This window comes from Poseidonibacter lekithochrous, from assembly GCF_013283835.1.
In the GTDB taxonomy this organism is placed as follows: Bacteria; Campylobacterota; Campylobacteria; order Campylobacterales; family Arcobacteraceae; genus Poseidonibacter; species Poseidonibacter lekithochrous.
This window is the reverse complement of record NZ_CP054052.1, coordinates 26,292-46,883: the sequence shown is the minus strand read 5'-3', so window position 1 is coordinate 46,883 and position 20,592 is coordinate 26,292. Positions and strand designations below refer to the sequence as shown.

25 protein-coding genes are annotated in these 20,592 nt (G+C 28.1%); 15 read left to right on the top strand and 10 right to left on the bottom strand.

What is annotated here, in order from left to right; all coding sequences use genetic code 11:
* Position 1: 1 nt before the first annotated feature.
* Genes ALEK_RS00255 through ALEK_RS00245 form a run of 3 tightly spaced genes read left to right on the top strand, consistent with a single transcriptional unit; the run spans position 2 to position 1,640 of the window.
* Entirely contained in the window at positions 2 to 541 is a 540-nt protein-coding gene (locus ALEK_RS00255) for a MotA/TolQ/ExbB proton channel family protein (RefSeq protein ID WP_228146280.1), read from the top strand.
* The gene (locus tag ALEK_RS00250; protein ID WP_197950311.1) at positions 525 to 923 is read left to right on the top strand and encodes an ExbD/TolR family protein; all 399 of its coding nucleotides are present in this window, start codon (positions 525 to 527) and stop codon (positions 921 to 923) included. The genes ALEK_RS00255 and ALEK_RS00250 overlap by 17 nt, the downstream gene beginning before the upstream one ends.
* Before the next feature lie 18 nt (positions 924 to 941).
* On the top strand, positions 942 to 1,640 hold the full coding sequence (locus tag ALEK_RS00245; RefSeq protein WP_071626586.1) for an ABC transporter permease: 699 nt from the start codon (positions 942 to 944) through the stop codon (positions 1,638 to 1,640).
* Here the strand turns inward: ALEK_RS00245 and ALEK_RS00240 are convergent.
* Positions 1,630 to 1,980 (bottom strand): winged helix-turn-helix transcriptional regulator, encoded by a 351-nt coding sequence (locus ALEK_RS00240; protein ID WP_071626585.1) that lies wholly within the window; start codon positions 1,978 to 1,980, stop codon positions 1,630 to 1,632. The genes ALEK_RS00245 and ALEK_RS00240 overlap by 11 nt on opposite strands.
* A gap of 110 nt (positions 1,981 to 2,090) precedes the next feature.
* Between ALEK_RS00240 and ALEK_RS00235 the strand changes: the two genes are divergently transcribed.
* The 4 genes from ALEK_RS00235 to chrA all read left to right on the top strand — a co-directional run bounded on the left by ALEK_RS00235 (position 2,091) and on the right by chrA (position 6,082).
* The gene (locus ALEK_RS00235; protein ID WP_071626584.1) at positions 2,091 to 3,071 is read left to right on the top strand and encodes a YhdH/YhfP family quinone oxidoreductase; all 981 of its coding nucleotides are present in this window, start codon (positions 2,091 to 2,093) and stop codon (positions 3,069 to 3,071) included.
* Between the two features lie 180 nt (positions 3,072 to 3,251).
* A complete protein-coding gene (locus ALEK_RS00230; protein WP_071626583.1) occupies positions 3,252 to 4,484 on the top strand; it encodes a glutamate-5-semialdehyde dehydrogenase in 1,233 nt (410 codons plus the stop codon).
* Positions 4,484 to 4,810, top strand: coding sequence for a putative quinol monooxygenase (locus ALEK_RS00225; protein ID WP_071626582.1), 327 nt, complete (start codon positions 4,484 to 4,486; stop codon positions 4,808 to 4,810). Before ALEK_RS00230 ends, ALEK_RS00225 begins: the two co-directional genes overlap by 1 nt.
* Positions 4,811 to 4,927: 117 nt before the next feature.
* Positions 4,928 to 6,082, top strand: a complete 1,155-nt coding sequence (gene chrA, locus ALEK_RS00220) for a chromate efflux transporter (RefSeq protein ID WP_071626581.1) — start codon at positions 4,928 to 4,930, stop codon at positions 6,080 to 6,082.
* Here chrA and ALEK_RS00215 read toward each other — a convergent pair.
* Both ALEK_RS00215 and ALEK_RS00210 read right to left on the bottom strand, forming a co-directional pair.
* Positions 6,079 to 6,378: a c-type cytochrome gene (locus ALEK_RS00215; protein ID WP_083574628.1), complete on the bottom strand. Its 300-nt coding sequence runs from the start codon at positions 6,376 to 6,378 to the stop codon at positions 6,079 to 6,081. The genes chrA and ALEK_RS00215 overlap by 4 nt on opposite strands.
* Before the next feature lie 3 nt (positions 6,379 to 6,381).
* Positions 6,382 to 7,011: a LysE family translocator gene (locus tag ALEK_RS00210; protein ID WP_071626579.1), complete on the bottom strand. Its 630-nt coding sequence runs from the start codon at positions 7,009 to 7,011 to the stop codon at positions 6,382 to 6,384.
* A 121-nt stretch (positions 7,012 to 7,132) separates the two neighbouring features.
* Here ALEK_RS00210 and ccoG point away from each other — a divergent pair, with 121 nt between their 5' ends.
* Complete coding sequence (gene ccoG / locus ALEK_RS00205) at positions 7,133 to 8,476, top strand: cytochrome c oxidase accessory protein CcoG (protein WP_071626578.1); 1,344 nt, start codon at positions 7,133 to 7,135, stop codon at positions 8,474 to 8,476.
* Between the two features lie 14 nt (positions 8,477 to 8,490).
* Here ccoG and ALEK_RS00200 read toward each other — a convergent pair whose 3' ends face one another.
* From ALEK_RS00200 to ALEK_RS00185, 4 genes are read right to left on the bottom strand one after another with little or no spacing between them, the layout of a single operon-like run.
* A complete protein-coding gene (locus ALEK_RS00200; protein WP_071626577.1) occupies positions 8,491 to 9,882 on the bottom strand; it encodes a sensor domain-containing diguanylate cyclase in 1,392 nt (463 codons plus the stop codon).
* Positions 9,883 to 9,897: 15 nt separating this feature from the next.
* Positions 9,898 to 11,211: a sensor histidine kinase gene (locus ALEK_RS00195; RefSeq protein ID WP_228146279.1), complete on the bottom strand. Its 1,314-nt coding sequence runs from the start codon at positions 11,209 to 11,211 to the stop codon at positions 9,898 to 9,900.
* Positions 11,201 to 11,881, bottom strand: a complete 681-nt coding sequence (locus ALEK_RS00190) for a response regulator transcription factor (protein ID WP_071626576.1) — start codon at positions 11,879 to 11,881, stop codon at positions 11,201 to 11,203. The genes ALEK_RS00195 and ALEK_RS00190 overlap by 11 nt, the downstream gene beginning before the upstream one ends.
* Positions 11,882 to 11,917: 36 nt before the next feature.
* Entirely contained in the window at positions 11,918 to 12,799 is an 882-nt protein-coding gene (locus ALEK_RS00185; RefSeq protein WP_087148721.1) for an AraC family transcriptional regulator, read from the bottom strand.
* A gap of 137 nt (positions 12,800 to 12,936) precedes the next feature.
* Here ALEK_RS00185 and ALEK_RS00180 point away from each other — a divergent pair, with 137 nt between their 5' ends.
* Genes ALEK_RS00180 through ALEK_RS00160 form a run of 5 tightly spaced genes read left to right on the top strand, consistent with a single transcriptional unit; the run spans position 12,937 to position 16,922 of the window.
* The gene (locus ALEK_RS00180) at positions 12,937 to 13,812 is read left to right on the top strand and encodes an EamA family transporter (RefSeq protein ID WP_071626574.1); all 876 of its coding nucleotides are present in this window, start codon (positions 12,937 to 12,939) and stop codon (positions 13,810 to 13,812) included.
* Positions 13,813 to 13,833: 21 nt separating this feature from the next.
* On the top strand, positions 13,834 to 14,361 hold the full coding sequence (locus ALEK_RS00175) for a methylated-DNA--[protein]-cysteine S-methyltransferase (RefSeq protein ID WP_071626573.1): 528 nt from the start codon (positions 13,834 to 13,836) through the stop codon (positions 14,359 to 14,361).
* Positions 14,362 to 14,373: 12 nt separating this feature from the next.
* The gene (locus tag ALEK_RS00170; RefSeq protein WP_071626572.1) at positions 14,374 to 15,783 is read left to right on the top strand and encodes a phosphomannomutase/phosphoglucomutase; all 1,410 of its coding nucleotides are present in this window, start codon (positions 14,374 to 14,376) and stop codon (positions 15,781 to 15,783) included.
* Positions 15,758 to 16,480: a carbon-nitrogen hydrolase family protein gene (locus ALEK_RS00165; RefSeq protein WP_071626571.1), complete on the top strand. Its 723-nt coding sequence runs from the start codon at positions 15,758 to 15,760 to the stop codon at positions 16,478 to 16,480. The genes ALEK_RS00170 and ALEK_RS00165 overlap by 26 nt, the downstream gene beginning before the upstream one ends.
* Positions 16,473 to 16,922 carry a low molecular weight protein-tyrosine-phosphatase gene (locus tag ALEK_RS00160; protein ID WP_071626570.1) on the top strand — a complete coding sequence of 150 codons (450 nt, stop codon included), beginning with the start codon at positions 16,473 to 16,475 and terminating at the stop codon, positions 16,920 to 16,922. Before ALEK_RS00165 ends, ALEK_RS00160 begins: the two co-directional genes overlap by 8 nt.
* Before the next feature lie 15 nt (positions 16,923 to 16,937).
* Here the strand turns inward: ALEK_RS00160 and ALEK_RS00155 are convergent, their stop codons facing one another.
* Positions 16,938 to 17,147: a hypothetical protein gene (locus ALEK_RS00155; protein ID WP_071626569.1), complete on the bottom strand. Its 210-nt coding sequence runs from the start codon at positions 17,145 to 17,147 to the stop codon at positions 16,938 to 16,940.
* 165 nt (positions 17,148 to 17,312) lie between these two features.
* Here ALEK_RS00155 and ALEK_RS00150 point away from each other — a divergent pair, with 165 nt between their 5' ends.
* Positions 17,313 to 17,810, top strand: coding sequence for a transglycosylase SLT domain-containing protein (locus ALEK_RS00150; protein ID WP_071626568.1), 498 nt, complete (start codon positions 17,313 to 17,315; stop codon positions 17,808 to 17,810).
* A 22-nt stretch (positions 17,811 to 17,832) separates the two neighbouring features.
* Here the strand turns inward: ALEK_RS00150 and ALEK_RS00145 are convergent, their stop codons facing one another.
* Together ALEK_RS00145 and ALEK_RS00140 are read right to left on the bottom strand one after the other, a co-directional pair.
* The gene (locus tag ALEK_RS00145) at positions 17,833 to 18,336 is read right to left on the bottom strand and encodes a hypothetical protein (protein ID WP_071626567.1); all 504 of its coding nucleotides are present in this window, start codon (positions 18,334 to 18,336) and stop codon (positions 17,833 to 17,835) included.
* Positions 18,336 to 19,169, bottom strand: a complete 834-nt coding sequence (locus ALEK_RS00140) for an OmpA family protein (protein ID WP_071626566.1) — start codon at positions 19,167 to 19,169, stop codon at positions 18,336 to 18,338. The genes ALEK_RS00145 and ALEK_RS00140 overlap by 1 nt, the downstream gene beginning before the upstream one ends.
* Positions 19,170 to 19,370: 201 nt before the next feature.
* On the opposite strand from ALEK_RS00140, the gene ALEK_RS00135 reads away from it, so the two are divergent.
* Positions 19,371 to 20,591, top strand: coding sequence for an NAD(P)-dependent oxidoreductase (locus ALEK_RS00135; RefSeq protein ID WP_071626565.1), 1,221 nt, complete (start codon positions 19,371 to 19,373; stop codon positions 20,589 to 20,591).
* Position 20,592: the final 1 nt, after the last annotated feature.

The following is a 20,592-nucleotide window of genomic DNA, read 5'->3' as shown; positions in this document are numbered from 1 at the left end:
AGTGAAACATTCATTAATAGAGTACATACATCTAGGTGGTTATGTTATGTATATTCTAGTATTTCTAAATGTTATTGGACTTAGCATATTATTATGGAAGTTCATACAAATTCAAATTGAAAATAAAAGAGCTCAAAAAATAGTAACTAATATTTTCAATGAAGTACAAAAAGAACACTCAACATCATTTAAAAACCTTGAAGATGAAATATATAATAAAGCTACTAGATATTTATTATCTTGTGAGTCTGGAATGAATACTATTAAAATTATTGCAACTATTGCTCCAATACTTGGATTATTAGGAACTGTAATTGGAGTATTATCATCTTTTGAGACAATAGCAGCAGCTGGTTTTGCAAGTGGAGCTAACTCTTTTGCATCTGGTATTTCTTTAGCACTTATAACAACTGTAGGAGGGCTTATAGTTGCACTTCCACATTATGTAGGATATAACTACCTTTCTGGTTCTTTTACACGTTTAGAGGCAAAGTTTGAGCAATTAATTGTAAATAGGATGACTCGTGAGACGGCTAGTTAAAAAAAGAGAATTAATTTCAATGGATTTAACACCGCTTATTGATGTGGTGTTTTTATTATTGATCTTTTTTATAGTAACAAGTGAGTTTAAAAAGAACGAAAGTATATTAAATTTATCTCTTCCAAATTCAGCATCTACACAAAAAGTTCTTGATAAAAAAGATATTCAAATTGAAATATCTAAAGAGGAAATAGCATATAAATCTGAGAAAATTACTTTTGAAGAACTAAAAACAAAATTAACATTAATAAAAAAAGACTCAGCTATTACAGTAAAAATTGATAAAGAAGTTAAATACGAAAGAGTAGTTAAATTATTTGATATTTTAAATGAATTACAGCTTAGTAACTTACTGTTAATTACGAAAGAAAACAAAAAGTAAAACAAGATACAATAGTTTATGCAAACTATTCCATTAATAAATTTATTATATTTAATACTACCTCTTATAGTTGTTTGGTACTTCTATAAAACATGGGTAGGGAATCAAAAAGAGATAATCTATGCAACAAGTAGAATGATAATACAACTACTTCTTATAGGTTATTTACTTTTATATCTTTTTGAAAATAAGAATATATATTTAGGTGGAATAATTCTTTTATTTATGATTCTTGTATCTGCTTGGATAAGTCTACGCAATATAAAAAACAAAACAAAATACGAATATTCACTTATAGTTATATCCTTAGCCGTATCAGGACTAATACATCTATTTATATCAACATATTTAGTACTAGATTTAGAATATTTATACGAACCACAGTATGTAATACCAATTGCAGGTATGATATTTGCAAATATTATGAATGCTCTATCTTTAGGTATTGAACGCTTTGAAAATGAGTATAATCATAGTAAAGATTTTGTAAGTGCTAGAGCTATATCAATTAAAGCCTGTATGATACCTCAAATCAACTCACTATTAGCAGTAGGATTAGTATCACTACCAGGAATGATGACAGGACAAATCCTATCAGGAGTTGATCCTCTAATAGCCGTAAGATATCAAATAATGATAATGGCTATGTTACTCTCAAGTGCAGGAATAAGTATAATTACATACTTTATTCTAAAAGAAAAAACTCTTAATTATTAGAGTTTCTCTCTTTGTGAATTTCACCCCATAAATATAAAGACTTGATAATAGGTTTTAAACTTTTTCCATATTCTGTTAATGAGTATTCTACTTTGGGAGGTACTACTGGATACACTTCTCTATGTACAATTCCATCTTGTTCTAACTCTCTTAATTTTTGTATTAACATCTTTTGAGTTGTTCTTGGAAGTAATTTTTGTAATTCATTAAATCTTTTTGTTTCAGCTCTTAAGTACCATAAAATTAAAATTTTCCATTTTCCTGCTAATACATCTAATGCCGTCTCAACTGGACATTTCTCTATTACTTCATCTATTTTATTATCAATCTTTTTTGTCATTTTGTACTCCTATAGTATCTTTTTAGATAGTACCTTTCTTTTTTGTCAGTTCTTGCTGTTTAGTTATATTTTAGCTAAACTTTTAGAATAAACAAAATAAAAGGATAAAAATGAGAGCTTTTGTAGTAGAAAAAATAGCAGATAAAGAATTTTCAGCAGATGTTAGAGAAGTATCAGTTCCAGTTTGTGGAGAAGATGAAGTAGTAATTAAAGTAACTTACTCTTCTTTAAACTATAAAGATGCCTTAAGTTCTGTAGGAAATCCTGGAGTTACTAGAAACTTCCCCCATGTAACAGGTATTGATGTTGCAGGAACAATTCATGAATCAACATCATCTATATTTAAAACAGGTGAGAGAGTATTAGTAACTGGTTATGATATGGGAATGAATACAGATGGTGGACATTGTGAATATGTAAAAGTACCAGCATCATGGGTAGCTAGAACACCAGATGCAATTACTGATAAAGAAATCATGACATTCGGTACAGCTGGATTAACAGCAGCATTATCTGTAAATGAATTAATAGAAAATGATGTAAAACCAGAAGATGGTGAAATCTTAGTAACAGGTGCAACTGGTGGTGTGGGATCAATTGCTGTATCTATTTTAAGTAAGATTGGATACCAAGTAGTAGCAATTTCTGGAAAAGCAGAAAGAATTGATTACTTAAAAGAGATTGGTGCTAAAGATGTTGTATTAAGAAACGACTTCAATGAAGGTGCTAAAAAACCTATGATGGGTGAAAAATATGCAGGTGTAGTTGATACAGTTGGTGGAGAAGTTTTAGCAAATGCTTTAAAATATATCAAATATGATGGTGTTGCAACTTGTTGTGGATTAACATCTTCTCATGAATTAAATACAAATGTATTCCCTTTTATTTTAAGAGGTGTAAGATTAATTGGTATTGATTCTGTTGAGTGTAAATTAGAAAAAAAACAAGCCGCATGGGAAAAAGTAGCTAGTAAATGGAAAGTTGATACTTTAGATAGTATTACAAATGAAATTTCATTAGATGAAATCAAAAAAGCTTACGATTTATTATTAGCAGGTCGAGCTGTTGGAAGATATGTAGTTAAAATCTAAAAATAACTTCTAGAACAACTCATTTAAACTCAAAAAACACAATTGTGGTAAATTAATTTCACTATGTGACATTAATTTGCCCAAATATCCTAAAACTCACCCTTTACATAACGAAATAAATATTATTAATTAAAATAAATTTGCTATAATAGCAATAATTAACAAGTATAGGAAAAAATTATGCAACAATTTTTAGAAGAAGCTAAAAAAACTAGCCGAACTATTGCTAACCTAAGTACTAAAACAAAAAATAAAGTGTTAAATGAAATGGCTGATGCTTTAATGGCACACTGTGATTATATTATTGATCATAACATTAAAGATATGAGTCAAGGTCGATTAAATGACCTAAGTGATGCACTTCTTGATAGACTACTTTTAACTGGTGATAGAATTGAGGCAATGGCGAAAGCAATTAGACAAATTGCTGATCAAACAGAACCTGTTGGTAAAATCCTTGATGGATGGGTTACTGAAGATGGACTAAATATACAAAAAGTATCAGTTCCTATTGGAGTAATTGGTATTATCTATGAAAGTAGACCGAATGTAACATCAGATACTGCAGCATTGTGTTTCAAAAGTGGAAATGTTTGTGTTTTAAAAGGTGGAAAAGAAGCTGAGTTTTCAAACAAAGCTATTGCAAATGTACTAAAACAAGTACTTGCAAAAAATAAACTACCAGAACAAGCAATTTCTTTATTACCTGATTCAAGTAGAGAAGGTGTAGCAAAACTTATTAAACAAGATAAATATGTAGACCTTATTGTTCCAAGAGGTGGAGAAGCGCTAATTAGATATGTTAGTGAAAATTCATCAGTTCCTGTTATCAAACATGATAAAGGACTTTGTCATACTTATGTTGATAAAGACGCAGCACATAATAGAGTTATTGATATTGCAGTTAATGCAAAAGTTCAAAGACCAGGTGTTTGTAATGCAATGGAGACTTTATTAGTTCACCAAGATATTGCACCTTATATTTTACCAGGACTTTATGATGCATTTATAGAACATGGAACTGAATTAAAAGGTTGTGAAGAAACAACAAAACATTTAGATATTCAATGTGCAACACATGAAGATTATGATACTGAGTATTTAGCAAATATCCTAAATATTAAAGTTGTAAAAAATGTAGATGAAGCAATTTCTCATATCGCAAAATATGGTTCAGGACACTCAGAAGCAATTTTAAGTGAGAACTATACTGTAGTAAATAAATTCTTAGATCAAGTAGATGCAGCTTGTGTATATGCAAATGCAAGTACTAGATTTACAGATGGGGGAGCCTTTGGATTAGGAGCAGAAGTTGGAATTTCAACTAATAAGCTACACTCAAGAGGACCTATGGGAATTAATGACCTTACTACATTCAAATTCAAAATTTATGGACAAGGACAAACAAGATAATGTCAAATAGACTATATTGTATTGCTTCATTTAGAGCAAAAGAAGGTAAAGAGCAAGAGTTATTAGAAACACTAAGAGCATTAGAGCCAATAACAAATGCAGAAAAAGGATGTATTCAATATATTGTTACAAAACATTATGAACATCCAAATGCAATGGGAAAATCATATCCTATTGTATTTAATGAAATTTTTGAATCTAAAGAAGATTTTGAATCTCATTGTAATCAACCATATATTACTGACTTCTTTGAAACACATTGTGTTAAAGAAGATGGTTTAGTGGAAGATTTTAATGTTTGTGTTTACACAGACGAAATTAACTAGAACAATCAAATATAAGATAAGCTCTTGCTTATCTTATTGTTACAACTCGATTACACACTTTTCTCAAAAAACAAAGCTTCAAAAGATATAATTTCATTTACTTCAAAAAGAGTGACTATGAAAAACATATTTGATATATTTATAAAATTCTTCTCCTTAGGACTAATTAGTTTTGGTGGACCAATGGCACATATTGCCTACTTTCAGAAAAGATTTGTTGAACAATTAAAATGGTTAGATGAACAATCGTATTCAAAACTTCTAGCCTTAAGCCAATTTCTTCCAGGACCTAATTCTTCACAAGTAGGTTTTGCCATTGGACTTAAAAGAGGTGGCTTAATAGGTGCTATTACAGCCTTTATAGCCTTTACTTTTCCTTCCTTTATCATTTTGTATATATTAGCTACTTTCTCTCTAGGAGAGGCTCAAAATAGCTTTATTGCTGGGATTATATTAGGACTTAAACTTTTTGCAGTTGTTATAGTGAGTGATGCAAGTATTACTATGTTCAAAAGTTTTTGTAAAGATAAAATTACAATTGGTATATTTACCCTAGCTACAATTTTACTTATTTTTATTTCATCAACTTTTATACAAATTGCAGTATTAATCTTAAGTGCGATATTAGGAAGAGTATTTATTAAAACAAAGCAAGATGAAGAAATAAAAGAGAGTAAAAAAACAAAAAAACTTCCGCTACTTATTTTCTTTGTTTTATTATTAACTTTACCATTTTTAGCAAATGAAAGTTTAGAATTAAAACTAATTTCATCTTTTTATGAAGTAGGAAGTCTAGTATTTGGGGGAGGGCATGTTGTACTTCCTTTATTAGAAGAGAATCTAAATACTTTAGTTTCAAAAGACAACTTCTTATTAGCATATTCTCTTGCACAAGCAGTTCCGGGACCTATGTTTACAATTGCTTCCTATTTAGGTGCAGATATTATGAACGAAAGTGCCTTGTATGGTGCATTAATAGCTACTGTATCAATATTTTTACCGGGCTTATTATTAATATTGGCATTTAGTGAAAGTTTTGAAAGTTATTCAAAAAAGAAAACAGTTTTAAGTGCATTGGCTGGTATTAATGCGGCAGTTGTGGGTTTATTAGTTTCTGTTTTAATAGTAAGTGTCGGACCAAATGCAGTTCATTCTTTATTTGATCTAATAATAGTAATAAGTGGATTAATACTAATAAGAAGTATAAAACTTCCCATTCTTATTATTATATTAATATTTATAGTAATAGGTCTTATAAAGTCTTTTTTTTAATCTTTTGACTTTTCTTGATGGCTAATATATTTAGCCATCTGCTCAATCTCTTCATCGCTATATTTAGCCATATAAAAATTCATAACAGTAGATTTAATCTTTTTATTTTTGTAAGCAAGTAATGAGACTAAAATCTCATACTCATTCATATCTGAAACCAATCGCTCTCCATTAGTTGATAATTCCCATGAAACACCATGACAATTAGCACAAGCACTAGCTAACTCTTCTTTCATAGACTTATCCATTGAAAAAAGAGTTGAAACAAATAAAAATATGCAGATTAAAACTTTCATTATTTACCTTTGTGATAAAGCTAATTTAATTCCTAAACTTACTAATACAAATGAAGTTAATACATTCATATATTTTACAATATTTGGTTTTTCTAATAATTTTGAACTAAGAAGATTTCCTGCAACTCCAATAGATGAGAACACAACTACTGTTAAGACCATGAAAACTCCACCTAGTGTAATCATTTGCATAGGAACATTTCCACTTGCTGTATTTACAAACTGAGGAAGAAATGCTAAGAAGAAAATAGATACTTTAGGATTAAGGATATTCATAATAAATCCTTTAAAATAAAGTTTCTTTAACTCAGAACTTGAGTTTTGAACAGATAAATCTAATTTCTCATTTCTATATTTAAATGATTGATATGCAATATATAATAAATATGCAGCACCTACATATTTAACAATATTAAAAGCAATTTCAGATGTTTGGAAAATTACAGAAATACCAAATGCCGCAGCACTAGTATGAATAATAAGTCCAGTTGTAAGACCTAATGTCGTAACTATTGCCGCTTTTTTACTTTTTGTCATTCCTTGAGTTAATACATAAATATTATCTGGACCAGGAGCTAAGCATAATAAAAATGATGCCGCAATGAACATATAAAGATTCGTTAATTCAATCATTTGTAACCTTGAAATAATTTTTTGATTATGAATTATAGCAAATTTTTAGAAAAAGAAATGTTAGACCACCAAATGGACACCCTTTATATATAAACTTAACAATATAGTTAAGGAGATTACTATGAAATATACACACAAACGATACTACACTTATCTAATCACTACCCTTTTAATATTTTGTATACCATTTATAACAATTGATGGTAAACACCTATTGCTTTTATCTTTTGATAAATTACAGTTTCACTTTATTGGCTTTGTATTTAATATGAATGAATTATATGTTATGCCTTTTTTATTGATGTTTCTTTTTATTGGGATTTTTGCAGTAACAACAATCTTTGGTAGAGTTTGGTGTGGATGGGCCTGTCCACAGACTATCTTTAGAGTAATCTACAGAGATTTAATTGAGGGCACACTTTTAGATCTTCGAAGAATTAAAAACAAACAAAAAGATATTAATTACTCGAAAAGAAGCAATCAAATTAAAAAAATTATTGCTATTAGTCTGTGGAGCCTTATCTCCTTAATTATATCAGTAAACTTCATGTGGTATTTTGTACCACCTCAAGATTTCTTTATGTACTTAAGAGACCCAGCAAATCATATGTTTATGATTATGTTTATCTTATCTATTGCAATGTTTTTAGTATATGACATTGTATTTATGAAAGAAAACTTCTGTGTTTATATCTGTCCTTATTCAAGAATTCAGTCTGTTTTATATGACAATGACACGAAACAAGTTGTTTATGATACAAATAGAGGTGGAAATATATATGAAAATAGAGAAAAATCTATTTTTAATATGAAAGAATGGAATAGCAATGAAGAGTGTACTACTTGTGAAGCTTGTGTAAAAGTATGTCCTACTCATATTGATATTAGAAAAGGTTTACAAGTAGAATGTATTAACTGTTTAGAGTGTTCAGACGCTTGTAGTACAGTAATGGGGAAACTTGGAAAGAAATCTTTAATTAACTGGGGAAGTACAAACACAGTAATTAATAAAAAACTTCAAACAGTATTTACAAAAAGAAACTTAACTTATTTTGCATCTTTAGTAATGTGTATAGTTTTAGCAGGTGTATTTGGCGCACAAAAAGAGTATTTTTTACTAAATGTAAATAAGACAACTAAACTATATAGTATTAAAGAAGATCAAAAAGTTACGAACAACTATATCTTGACATTCCATAATACTCAAGATAAAAGTCAGACTTATAATTTGAAACTGTTAGATAATGAAAAATTTAGAATCAAAAGGTTTAAACCCTTTACATTAAAAGCAGGGCAAAGAATTAAAAAGATATTTATTCTAGAAACTAAAGAGAGACTTTTCCTTTCAGATAAGAAAGATACAGCTCTAAGAATTAAACTAGAAGCTTTTGCAACACAAGATTTAAAAACAAAACAGATAAAAGAGTTATCTTTCATCTATCCTAGAAACGATCTATTTAAATAAAAGAGTTTTCTCTTTTATTTAAACTTTACAAGATTTCTTCCATTCTCTTTGGCTTCATATAAAGCCTGATCTGCTTTCTCTAAAACCTCTTCAATAGTATCAGCATACTCAAAGTCCGCAACACCAAAACTAGCTGTCTTATGCTCAACTCTTGTAAACTCGAAATCCTCTACACACTTACGTAACTTCTCAGCTAAAATACAAGCTCCGTTAATATTTGTATTTGCACAAATAATTAAGAATTCTTCTCCACCCCAACGTCCAAGAGTATCAGACATTCTAACTTCTTTTGAAAGAATAGATGCAAACTCTTTTAGTATTACATCCCCAATAATATGACCATATTTATCATTTACTTCTTTAAAATAATCAATATCAATCATAATCACAGAATAAGGTGTTAAGTACCTATTTACATTATAATGAGCTTCTCCTAGAACCTTATCTAAAGTAACTCTATTCTTAAGTTTTGTAAGAATATCAGTTGTAGATAAAGACTCTAACTCTTCCATATCTTTTTTGATTGTATCAGCCATATTAATAAAAGAGTTCATAACTATTCCAATTTCATCTTTTTGAAAAGATATCTCTTTTTCAATAGTTTTATTCTCTTTCATTTGTTCAATCCATAAGGCTAATTTCTCCAAAGGATTTACAATAGAATTTTTAAAGTTAAAATAACTAATAAATACAACTAGTAAAAGAATCATAGTAATTACTATAGAGAACTTGTAAGCAATATTTTCTTCTCTTTCTAATTGTTTAATATACATCTCTACATAAAGATCTATCTCACCAAATAAGTAATCAATACTTCCATTAATCTCTTTTTTCAGATTCCTATACTCTTCACTTAGAAGTAAAGCACTTGCATATTTATCACTAGCTGGAACTTTAACAGTAAAATCACCATTTTTATCCATGGCATAACCACGTAGTGCATTAATAGCTTCGAACTCTAAAGAAAGTAGTTCTTTAATTTTATCATCAACTTCAAATAACTTATCAAACTTACTTTGTGGAACTTTTATCTTTTGTAAAAATATTTTTAGTTCTAGTTTTCTAACATCAGAAATTGATGAAACAACTGGATATTTAAAAGCTTTTAAAATATCATTTCTATAATCTCTAATTTTTTTATTTGAGTAATCTTCTTTATTTAAAACATTATCTAATTTTTGTCTATATTTTTGATCATTTGTATTTATATATGTAATAAAAATATCTGTAAAATAATCAGTGTTTTGTTTATGTTGTACTACTAATTCATAAAATTTGAATCTCTCTTCTTGGATTAATTCTGCTTTTTTTGCATCAGTAAACATTGTTGATAAGGTAATAATTACAATAACTAAAAGAATAGCTACTATAATAAAAAATAAACCAATTTTATTACTAACTTTCATAAAACCCTTCTTTTTTTATTTTTCGAAGTATAGAGTAAAACAAGCCCCAGCTTCATTATTTTTCAACTCTAACCTTCCATCAAAACTTTTTTCTACTATCAATTTCACTAAATAAAGTCCTATTCCAGTACCTTCTTCTTTTGTTGAAAAATAAGGTTCAAATACTTTATCTAGGTTTTTCTTTTTTATTCCACCTGCATTATCTTCAATACTAAGTACTACCTCAGCGTTCGTGGATGAAACATTAACATTTATATATGGACTTTCACAGCTCTTTAGAGCATCATTTGCATTAGAAAGCAAGGCTAGAACTACTTGTGATAATTCATTTTTTATACCATAGATTTTTACATTATCATGGGTAGAAAAACTTAGTTCTAATTTAATATTATTTTTTTTCAAATCTGCTTTCAAAATAGAAATGGAATTGTTTATAGCCTCTTTTACCAAAAAGTTTTCTTTTACTTTTGATGGGGCATAAAATTCTTTGAAATCATCAATTGTTTTTGAAAGAAATTCTAATTGTTCATTTGCTTGTAATACTTTTTTATCAAAATAAACCTCATCGAGTTTTTGATTTTTATATTTTTTCTTTAGATTTATTAGAATATATGAAATATTATTTAATGGTTGTCTAAACTGATGTGTAATATTTGCAATCATTTCCCCAGATTTTGCCAGTCTTGATTGTTGTAAAAGCATATGTTCATAACTATCTGTTTGGTTTTGTAAACTATTGTATCTATAAGCAACAGAGAGAGTAAACAACATAGCTTCTATAGCAAAGGCACTTAATACTAAATCCATATATCCTTGTTGTAAATAATACGTCTTAAAATCTAAAACAAATAGTACAAAACAAAAAATAGACCAACCCAGTACATAAATAACCGTAGGTTTAAATTCAAACTTTAGATTAAATATCACAGATACAAACAGAATCATATATATAATCGTATAAGGTATATACTCAAATAACATATAGTGATAAAAAGCCGTAAGGATTGCTACATTAAAAAGTATGGTATTTATAATTAGTTCTTTATAATTAGTTATTTTAGGGAAGAACTTACCCTCATAGAAGTTAATAGCAAAGACTACGGCACTTAAACTTGCAGCTACAAGTGATAACTCTTGTATAAACATACTTATATCAAATAACTTACTATAAGCTGTAATAAAAACAAGTGAGAATACTTGCATAAAGCAGTATGAGATATAAAATATCTCTTTTGAATATATATACCTAATTAATGTATATACTATTGTCATAAGAACTATTCCAAAAGTAATACCGTAACTAAGTACCATACTCATATCATAATGCAATTTTATATCCTGTTCCAGATAGATTTAAAATCATATCTTTTGGTATTTTTGATTTAGTATTTTTAACCAAAGTTTTTAAAGCATCTTTACTCATACTTGAGTCTTTCCATACATAGTTTTCTATTTCTATATATGTTACATACCTATCTTTATTTTTAATAAGTATTGTTAAAAAATCAATCTCTTTTGTTCTTAGTTTAATTATCTCCTCATTATGAAGAAGAATATGATTAAACATATCAAAGAAAATACCTTCATCAAATTTAACTATGTTTGAACTATCATCTTTTATACTCTCAACACAAGAGAATAGGGCATCTTCAAACTCTTCTTCTTTAACAGGTTTTACCAAGTACTTAACTAGTTGTAACTCTATTGCTTTAAACAAATAGTCTTTATCTGAAAAAGCTGTAATTACAATAACTTGTACTTTTTTATCATTTTCTCTAATTCTACGTACAAACTCCAAACCATTTAATTTTGGCATTTGAATATCTGTAACAATAATATGTGGATGATGTTTCTCATATAGTTTTAAAGCACTAAGAGCATCAGGAGCTTCATATATATTATCAAAGTAGTTTTCTAAGTACTCCACACCATTTTCTCTAGCGACATCATCATCTTCTACATATAATATTTTTATATTTTTATTATCATCTTTTTTCATACTAAATTATATCTTATTTTCTTTATACAGTATTTATTATGTGAATTTTATAGGCACATAATATTTACCTTTAAATACACCACTTGAATCTAAGAAGTCATTCTTCTCAAAAATAGTATAAGAAGGTATAGTTGTAGCCTCATAACCACTTTCAGGAAGCCAGTGATGATAAGCCCACTGAATTAATTTTAAGATATCTATATACTGCCCTTCAAAACTAAAACAAGCACATAAACCTGCATGAATATCAAAAGAAGGCAAGTTCGTATTACTAAGGTCAATTTTTGAATTAGGAACTATAGCAACTACATAATAACAATCACTATGTTCTGTAATTATTGGATTATCATGATATATACCTATTTGTTCGTAATTTTCTATATCATTTGTATAAAGCCATGCTTTCATTTTTTGCCATAGCTTTTTTGATCTAGTTCCATAACCTTTTTCTCTTATATAATAAGCAACTTTTTTTTCTGTTTTTACAATTTGAGGTTCAAAACATTCATAATTTTCTCCAACTAGAGAAACTGTATTACAAATACTAAGTATTTTATTCGAATATTGACTATATCCGCCATTTCTCCACTGTTTTGGAGTTTGTTCAAACCTTTCTTTAAAAGCTCTAATAAAAGATGTTTGAGAGCTGTAACCACACATATTAGCTATTTTAGTAATAGTTGAGTACTTATTAGTTATTAAGAGATTTGAGGCTTTTTGTAATCTTATTGATTTAATAGTTTCATATATATTTGCACCCATTTGTTCTTTGAATATTCTATGAAAATGGTACTTACTTATATTAAATTCATAAGCTAAATCATCAATATTTATATCTGTATCAATATGATTATTAATATAATTCATCATGTCATTTGATATTTTATTATGTATAAAATTTGTTTCTTTCTTTTTCATATGGGCTCTTTGCATATAATTTTATATATACTAGCAAAAAATGTAAGTAAAATTAGCAATTATAGATAATAATTCTAGCAAAAATGAGTGAGATTAAATCTCTTATACTTGTTAATATAATAGAAAAAGAGTTTTATATGAAAACAAAAGATTTTATACTTGGAGTATTTGTTACATTTATTTGGGGAATTAATTTCTCAATTATAAAAATTGGACTTAATTCCCTTGACCCATTTATTTTATCAGCACTTAGATTTTTATTATGTGCAATACCCTTAATATTTTTTATTAAAAGACCTAATGTTCCTATTTCATATTTAGCTTATTATGGTTTAACATTTGGAGTAGGGCTTTGGGGAATAACTTACTTAGCAATATATTTTGGTATATCAGCAGGTATATCATCATTGATACTACAAATGGGTGTATTTTTCACTATTATTTTAGCTTACGTCTATTTTGATGAAGAAATTACTTTTCATAAAAAATTAGGGTTTGCTTTTGCTCTTTTTGGTTTACTTCTTATTTTAAATGTTACAGATGGTTCGGTTACTTTAATAGGTCTATTCTTAGTATTAATATCTTCACTATTTATGGCTATTTCAAATATTATTGTAAAAAAATCTAAAACAAAAGAAGTTCTTAGTTTTATAATCTGGTCAAGTTTATTTGCTCCAATTCCTTTATTTATTCTTGCTTTTATAACTCAAGGAGATCATGTATTTATACATTTTTTTGAGAACCTAGATAATAAAGCAATTTTTTCTATTTTGTTTCAAGTTTATCCAACAACGTTATTTGGATATTGGGTTTGGAACTCACTTATTAATAAATATCCAGTATCAAGCGTAGCTCCATTAGGTTTACTAGTTCCTATTTTTGGCTTACTTGGCTCATTTGTAATCTTTGATGAAAACCTTGGTTTTATAAAATTAATAGCCTGCTTTTTAATTATTTTAGGATTATCAATAAATACCTTTGGCAATAAATTAAAAAGTATTAAAACCAAATAATAAATATGATAAAATCCCTTTATGAGAGAATATAAATCAGAATCAAAAGAGATAGTTCTAACAACTATAATAGAAACACCACTAGGTCAAATGTTTGCTGCTGCTTCAAAGAAGGGTATCATCATGTTATGTTACTTTACACCTTTTAATATTGAAGCTAGAATCGAGATTTTAAAAAACAGTTTAGAAGTGGATATTGTTCCTTCTGAATGTGAATATTTTGATACTTTAAGAACTCAACTAGAAGAGTATTTTAATAAACAAAGAACAACATTTGAATTACCAATGCAATTAATTGGTTCATCTTTTCAAGTACAAGTTTGGAAAGAGTTACTAAAAATACCTTATGGACAAACACAAACCTTTTCCCAAGTAGCTGAAAGAATTGATGGTTTAAAATCAAAAAAAGCCTTAGAAAGCCCATGTGCACAGAATATGCTAAATATAATTGTACCTTGTCATAGAGTTATGAAAGAAGAGAATATTCATAATGTATATGCAGGTGGAGAAGAGAAAAAAGAGTTTTTATTAAACTTAGAATCTAAATAATAAAGAAAGAAATTGATAGATAAAAATATTTTTAGACAGTATGATATTAGGGGAGTAGTAGATACTCAACTAAATAAGAAAAATACAAAACTTATTGCTTATCACTTAGGAAAAGCAATACAAGAAAAAAGTAAAAAAAATGCCTATGTAGTAGTTGGATATGATATTAGAAAACACTCAAAGATGTTATTTGAAGCTTTAGTTTCAGGACTAAATAAAGCAGGGTGTAGAGTACTAAATATTGGCCTTGTTGCAACTGGGGTTAACTATTTTGCTTCATACCAAAAGTTTGAAATTAATAACAAAAAAATCAAGCCAAATGCTTCTATTATGATTACAGGTAGCCATAATGCAAAAAAATATAATGGCTTTAAAATTACTGTAAATAATGAACCTTTTTTTGATCAAGATTTAATGAATGTTTATGAAAATATCATAAATTCAAAAGAGATAAAAATCCCAAAAGATGTAAGTTTTACAAAAATTAATGCAAAAAAACCATATATCAAATATATGTTAAAACAGTTTGCCCACCTAAAAGGTCTTAATCAAAAGTTTGTAATTGATTGTGGTAACGGTGTTGCAGATACGGTTCTTACGAAAATTCTAGATAAATTAGAGTTAAACTATAAAGCCTTACATCCTAAACCAGATGGAAAGTTTCCTAATCATCACCCAGACCCATCAGTGAAGAAAAATCTAAAAGAGCTAAAACTTCTACTAAAAGGAAAAAGAGATTTAGGTTTTGCTTATGATGGAGATGCAGATAGAATCGCAGTTTTAACAAAAAAACATAATATCAAAGGTGATACTTTGGCATATTTGTTCTCAAAAACCATGAAAAATCCAGTGATTATCGGAGAGGTTACTTATTCTCAAAATATTTTTGATGAGATTAATACTCATGGAAAATCTATAATGGATAAAACAGGATATTCAAACCTAAGACTTAAACTAAAAGAGTTAAATGCAGACCTAGCAGCAGAAGTATCTGGGCATATATTTTTTAATGATAGATATTATGGTTATGATGATGCTATTTATGCAACTCTTAGAGTATTAGAGTTAGTATCTTCTGGTATGAATTTGGATAAAGAGATAAAAAAACTTCCAAAAGTTTATACAAGCTCGAACATTGAGATTTCAGTAAATGAAAATGAGAAGTTTAAAATCATGGATAATATTAAAAAGTTAATAAAAGAGCCTCAAAGAGGGTTTCCTGTAATCAAAGATATTATCAAAGTAGATGGAATAAGAATTGTATTTGAACATGGTTGGGCATTAGTTAGAGCTTCTAATACCAATCCTATTTTAGTAACAAAATATGAAGCAAGTTCACACGCAACAGCAGTTTCATATCAAAGAGCAGTAGAAAATTTAATACAAAAGGCAATAGATGAACTTAATAGCACTTCAAGTTAAAACAAGCGATGACTTTCAAAAAAATTTAGAACACTTAAAAGAGTTAATTTTAGAATGTGAAAATGATTCCATCATATTAGCCCCAGAAATTGCCCTGAGCGGTTTTTGTTATGACAGAATGGAAGAAGCAGCCCAGTTTAGTATTAAAGCCATAGAAGAGCTTAAAATGCTCTCTATTAATAAAACAATTGCTCTAACATTCATAACAAAGGAAAATGAGAAGTATTATAATACTTTACATATCTTTCATAATCAAGAATCAATTCATACTCAATCAAAAATGCAACTATTTCCTTTAGGGAATGAATTAGAGTATTTTACAGCTGGAAATGAAGATGATATTAAAATCATTGAGATTAATGGGGTAAAAATTGCAACACTAATTTGTTTTGAATTAAGATTCCCAAGATTATGGGAAAAAGTAAAAGGTGCTGATATTATTTTAAATCCTGCAATGTGGGGATTAAAAAGAAAAGACCATTATGAAACTATTTCTAAGTCATTAGCTTTAGTAAATCAATGTTTTGTAATAGCAACAAATAGTGCTGATGATAATATGGCAAAAGGAAGTGGAATTATTTCTCCTTTTGGAAATGTTACAAGAGATGATAATAAAGAAATTGTTATAGAAAAAATAGATTTAGAAGAAATTAAAAAAGTAAGAAAATATATCAATATAGGATTAGACAATGAGTAAAGCAAAATCAATAATATTTGTATGTTTAGGAAATATTTGTAGATCACCAATAGCTCAAGGTGTTGCTCAAAAATATATAAAAGAGAAAAATTTAGATATTAAAATAGCAAGTGCAGGAACAGGAGATTGGCATATTGGAGAAGCTCCATGTGAACATTCAATAAAAGTTGCAGCTATGAATGATGTGGATATTTCAAAACAAAAAGCTCAACAAGTACAAAAGTCTGATTTCTCAAATTATGATTTAGTAGTAGGACTTGATGATTCAAATGTAGAAAATCTAAAAAAACTAGGTGCTACAAATATTTTAAAATTAGGAAATTATGGTTTTGAGGGTGCTGATGTTCCGGATCCATTCTTTTTTGATGGATTTGAAGGTTTTGATAAAGTTTTCGAAATGATTGAGATTTGTGTTAAAAATCTAATAAATGAAAAGTGTTAGGAAAATAGATTAAATCTAATCTATTTTCATAGCTTCTTGAATATCATCAAATGATATTCCGCTTCTTCTAGCCATTAGTCCCATGTTCACAATTCTAACGATATGACTCGGGATACTTTTGTATGTTGTAAAAGTCGTAGCTTTTACACCTATATTTTCTGCAAAACTTCTTTGCGAAGAGAAACCAATCTCTTTAATTATTTTTTTAAATTCTTTCTTTTCCAAGGTACCAATATCTCATAAAAATTTTTTCGGAATTATAGTCTTAAAATCTAAATTTGAGATTAAATCAAATCCCAAAACAAGTAATTTCTAGCTAAAATTTGACAAAATTTCAATTTTTATATATAATTCGCGCTTTAATTTAAGTGAAAATAAAGGAGCTCTTTAATGAATTTGAAATTAATTCTATTTATTTCTCTGTTTATAACAAATATATTTGCAGTAAATTTTAACCCTAGTCACCTATCAAAAAAAGATATTGAAACTCTAAAATTGATAAAAAAACAAGGTAAAAAACACGGTTTAAGTTATTCTTTAATGGCAATTGCAATCAAAGAATCTTCAATTGGGAAATACCTAGTTAACGTAGATAGTAGAGATTTTGGTTTATATCAAGCTAATATTAAAACTGTTATAAGTAGACATAAAGTAAAAGATACATCATGGAATAGAAATAGATATGCTATGAGATTAATATCTGACTTTAAATTCGCAACAAAAAATGCTATTGCTGAACTTACATACTGGAGAAAAATCCATAATAATGATTGGAGAAAAGTGTGGAGTAGTTACAATGGTGGTTGGAAATATAATAGTAAAAGAGCTAGAAAATACTCAAGAGATATAGCAACAATTATTAGAAGATTAAAACAAGTAGAAGTTTAATCTTTTAAAACTAGGATTTATCCTAGTTTTCATCTCCAATAATTTCATTATTTTCAATTTTTTGACTGTATACAGTCTCTTTTCCCGACTCTAAAATTCTAGCTTGATCAATCCACTGAAATTTTTTGATACAACCTGATATCTGAAGAAACTCTTCAATCCAATCTGCATTCTTATTTGTCCATTTTGAAATCTGATCAAAATGAAAGATTCCTAATGCATTTAAATCAATTTCTGTTTGCTCGTTAATACCTTTGATCTTTTTCAAGTTATCTTTACCTGATTGTCTAGGGCTACTTAGAATAAGTGGTTTATTGTCTACACTTGAATTCTTTCTAAAAATTGGGTTTATACTATTTTTTCTAGCATTTGAAGTTGGTATCTTAGATTCGTCCATTGAGTCTGTATTATCTACAGGAGGAGTATATGATACTTTTGTAGCTCTCCCTAAAAAGAAACCTATTAAGATCCCTATAAAGGCTGCTATTAGCAAATTTACAACAATAAGTGAAGCTACTTCAATCATTACTTCTTCTCCTCAATAATATTAATTTCAACTCGTCTATTTATTTCTGATAAACCATCTTTATCATCTTTTGCAATTGGGAACTTTTCACCATAACCAACAGCTTTTAATCTGTTTTTATCTATACCTAAAGATATAAGAATAGCTCTTACACTATTTGCTCTTTGTTGAGATAATCTTTTATTTAAAGATGCTTTACCTCTTGAATCTGTATGTCCTGCAACTTCAATATTTAAGAAGTCATTATCTTTTAGAATTTGTGCTACTTTTTTTAAAGCAATATTTGAGGCATCTGTAACTTTAACACTTCGTCTTTTAAATATGATTTTGTTCTCATTTAAAACGTCATTTATCATAGATTGTAGCTTCTTTGTGTTTTCAATTGAATTAGTTATAGGTTCAATTATTTCACTTTCTTCTACTATTTCTTCATTTGTACTAGATTCTAGAGTATTTTCACTACTTTCTAGTATTTTTTGTGGATTTTCTACTTCTATTTTTTGAATTTCTTTTACTTCATCTAAGTTATCACTTAAATCTTCTGTTTTTGAAGCTTGAGGTTTTTCTACTACTTCTGTAACAATTTCAAGAGGTTCTTCAAGAGTTTTTTGCTCTTCTTCCATTCCTGAAGATTTTAATAGTTCTTCTTTCATAGAGTTAAATTTAACTAATATTTCATTTGTATATTTTGTAATATGAGAAGCATCAAAAGAGAAGCTATCTTCGTTTGTATTTGGGGTGATGTTATTTTTATAATCAAAGTTCATAAGGGTGTAAATAATTAAAGAAATTAATAAAATAAACAAAAATAAAATCTTCTTACCTAAAGACATTTTAACCCCTTGTAATTAATATGTATATTAAAGCTAGTATTATATATAAATAACATAAAAAATGACTGTAACATGTACAAATAATGAAATTTATTAATTTCAACTTAAATTAAAACTTTAATTTTATTGATTCAAGTTAATATAATAGTTTTAAAAACTTGTTATAATAGTGAATAAAAATTCATTTATTAAAGGTTTTTAATGCAACATATTATAAATTCTGCACAAACTTGTCTAGACTGTAAGAAGCCAAAATGTCAAAAATGGTGTCCAGTAAATACCCCTATTGCGGAGATGATACGTCTTTTCTTAGCAGGGGACATCAAAGAAGCTGGTGAAAAAGTTTTTAATAATAATCCATTATCTATTATTTGTTCTCTTGTTTGTCCACATGAAAAACATTGTGAGGGTCACTGTGTTTTAAACAAAAAACATACTCCCGTAAATGTTGGTGGAATTGAAAATTACATCTCAACTTATTACATGAATTACAAAGAATTTGAAAAACCAGAACAAAATGGAAGAAATATTGCCATTATTGGTTCAGGGCCTGCTGGAATTTCACTTGCAATGATTATGGCAATGAAAGGTTACAATGTAACTATGTTTGAAGCTCAAGAAAAAATAGGGGGAGTATTAAGATTTGGTATTCCTGATTTTAGACTTGATAAAACTATTCTAGATACTATTGAAGAAAAGCTTTTAAAAATCGGCGTAAAAATCAAAAAAAATAGCATGATTGGAAAAAACATTACTCTATGTGATCTTCAAAGAGATGGTTTTGATGCAATATTTATTGGAACTGGTGTTTGGAGACCTAAAAAACTTGGAATTAAAGGTGAGAGTTTAGGAAATGTACATTTTGCTATTGATTATCTAAAAACTCCAAAATCATATAACTTAGGTAAAAAAGTTGTTGTTGTTGGGGCTGGAAATGTTGCTATGGATGTTGCTAGAACTGCTATAAGAAGCGGAGCACATGAAGTTCAAGTAATGTATAGAAAAGATGAAGAACAAATGCCAGCAGAGAGAATAGAGAAAGAACATGCCAAAATTGATGGTGTAAAGTTCAATCTATTTAAATCTCCTTTAGAGTTCACAGAAGAAGGTATTAAGTACGAAACAACTAATCCTGATGAAGAAAAAACTCAAGGCTTTGAAGATGCTGATTCAATACTAATTGCTATTTCTCAAACAGCAAGAGATTTAATCGTAAAAAACAATGCAGGATTAAGTCTAGGAGAAAATGGTCTTTTAGAGAGTGATAAAGATGGACGAACAGCAAGAGAAGGGGTATTTGCCTCAGGAGATGTTGTAACAGGTGCTAGAACTGTTGTAGAAGCAGTAAACTTCTCTAAAAAAGTAGCAGTAGCTATTGAAGAGTATATAGACACTTTACCACCAAAGAATAAGGCTTCTTAAG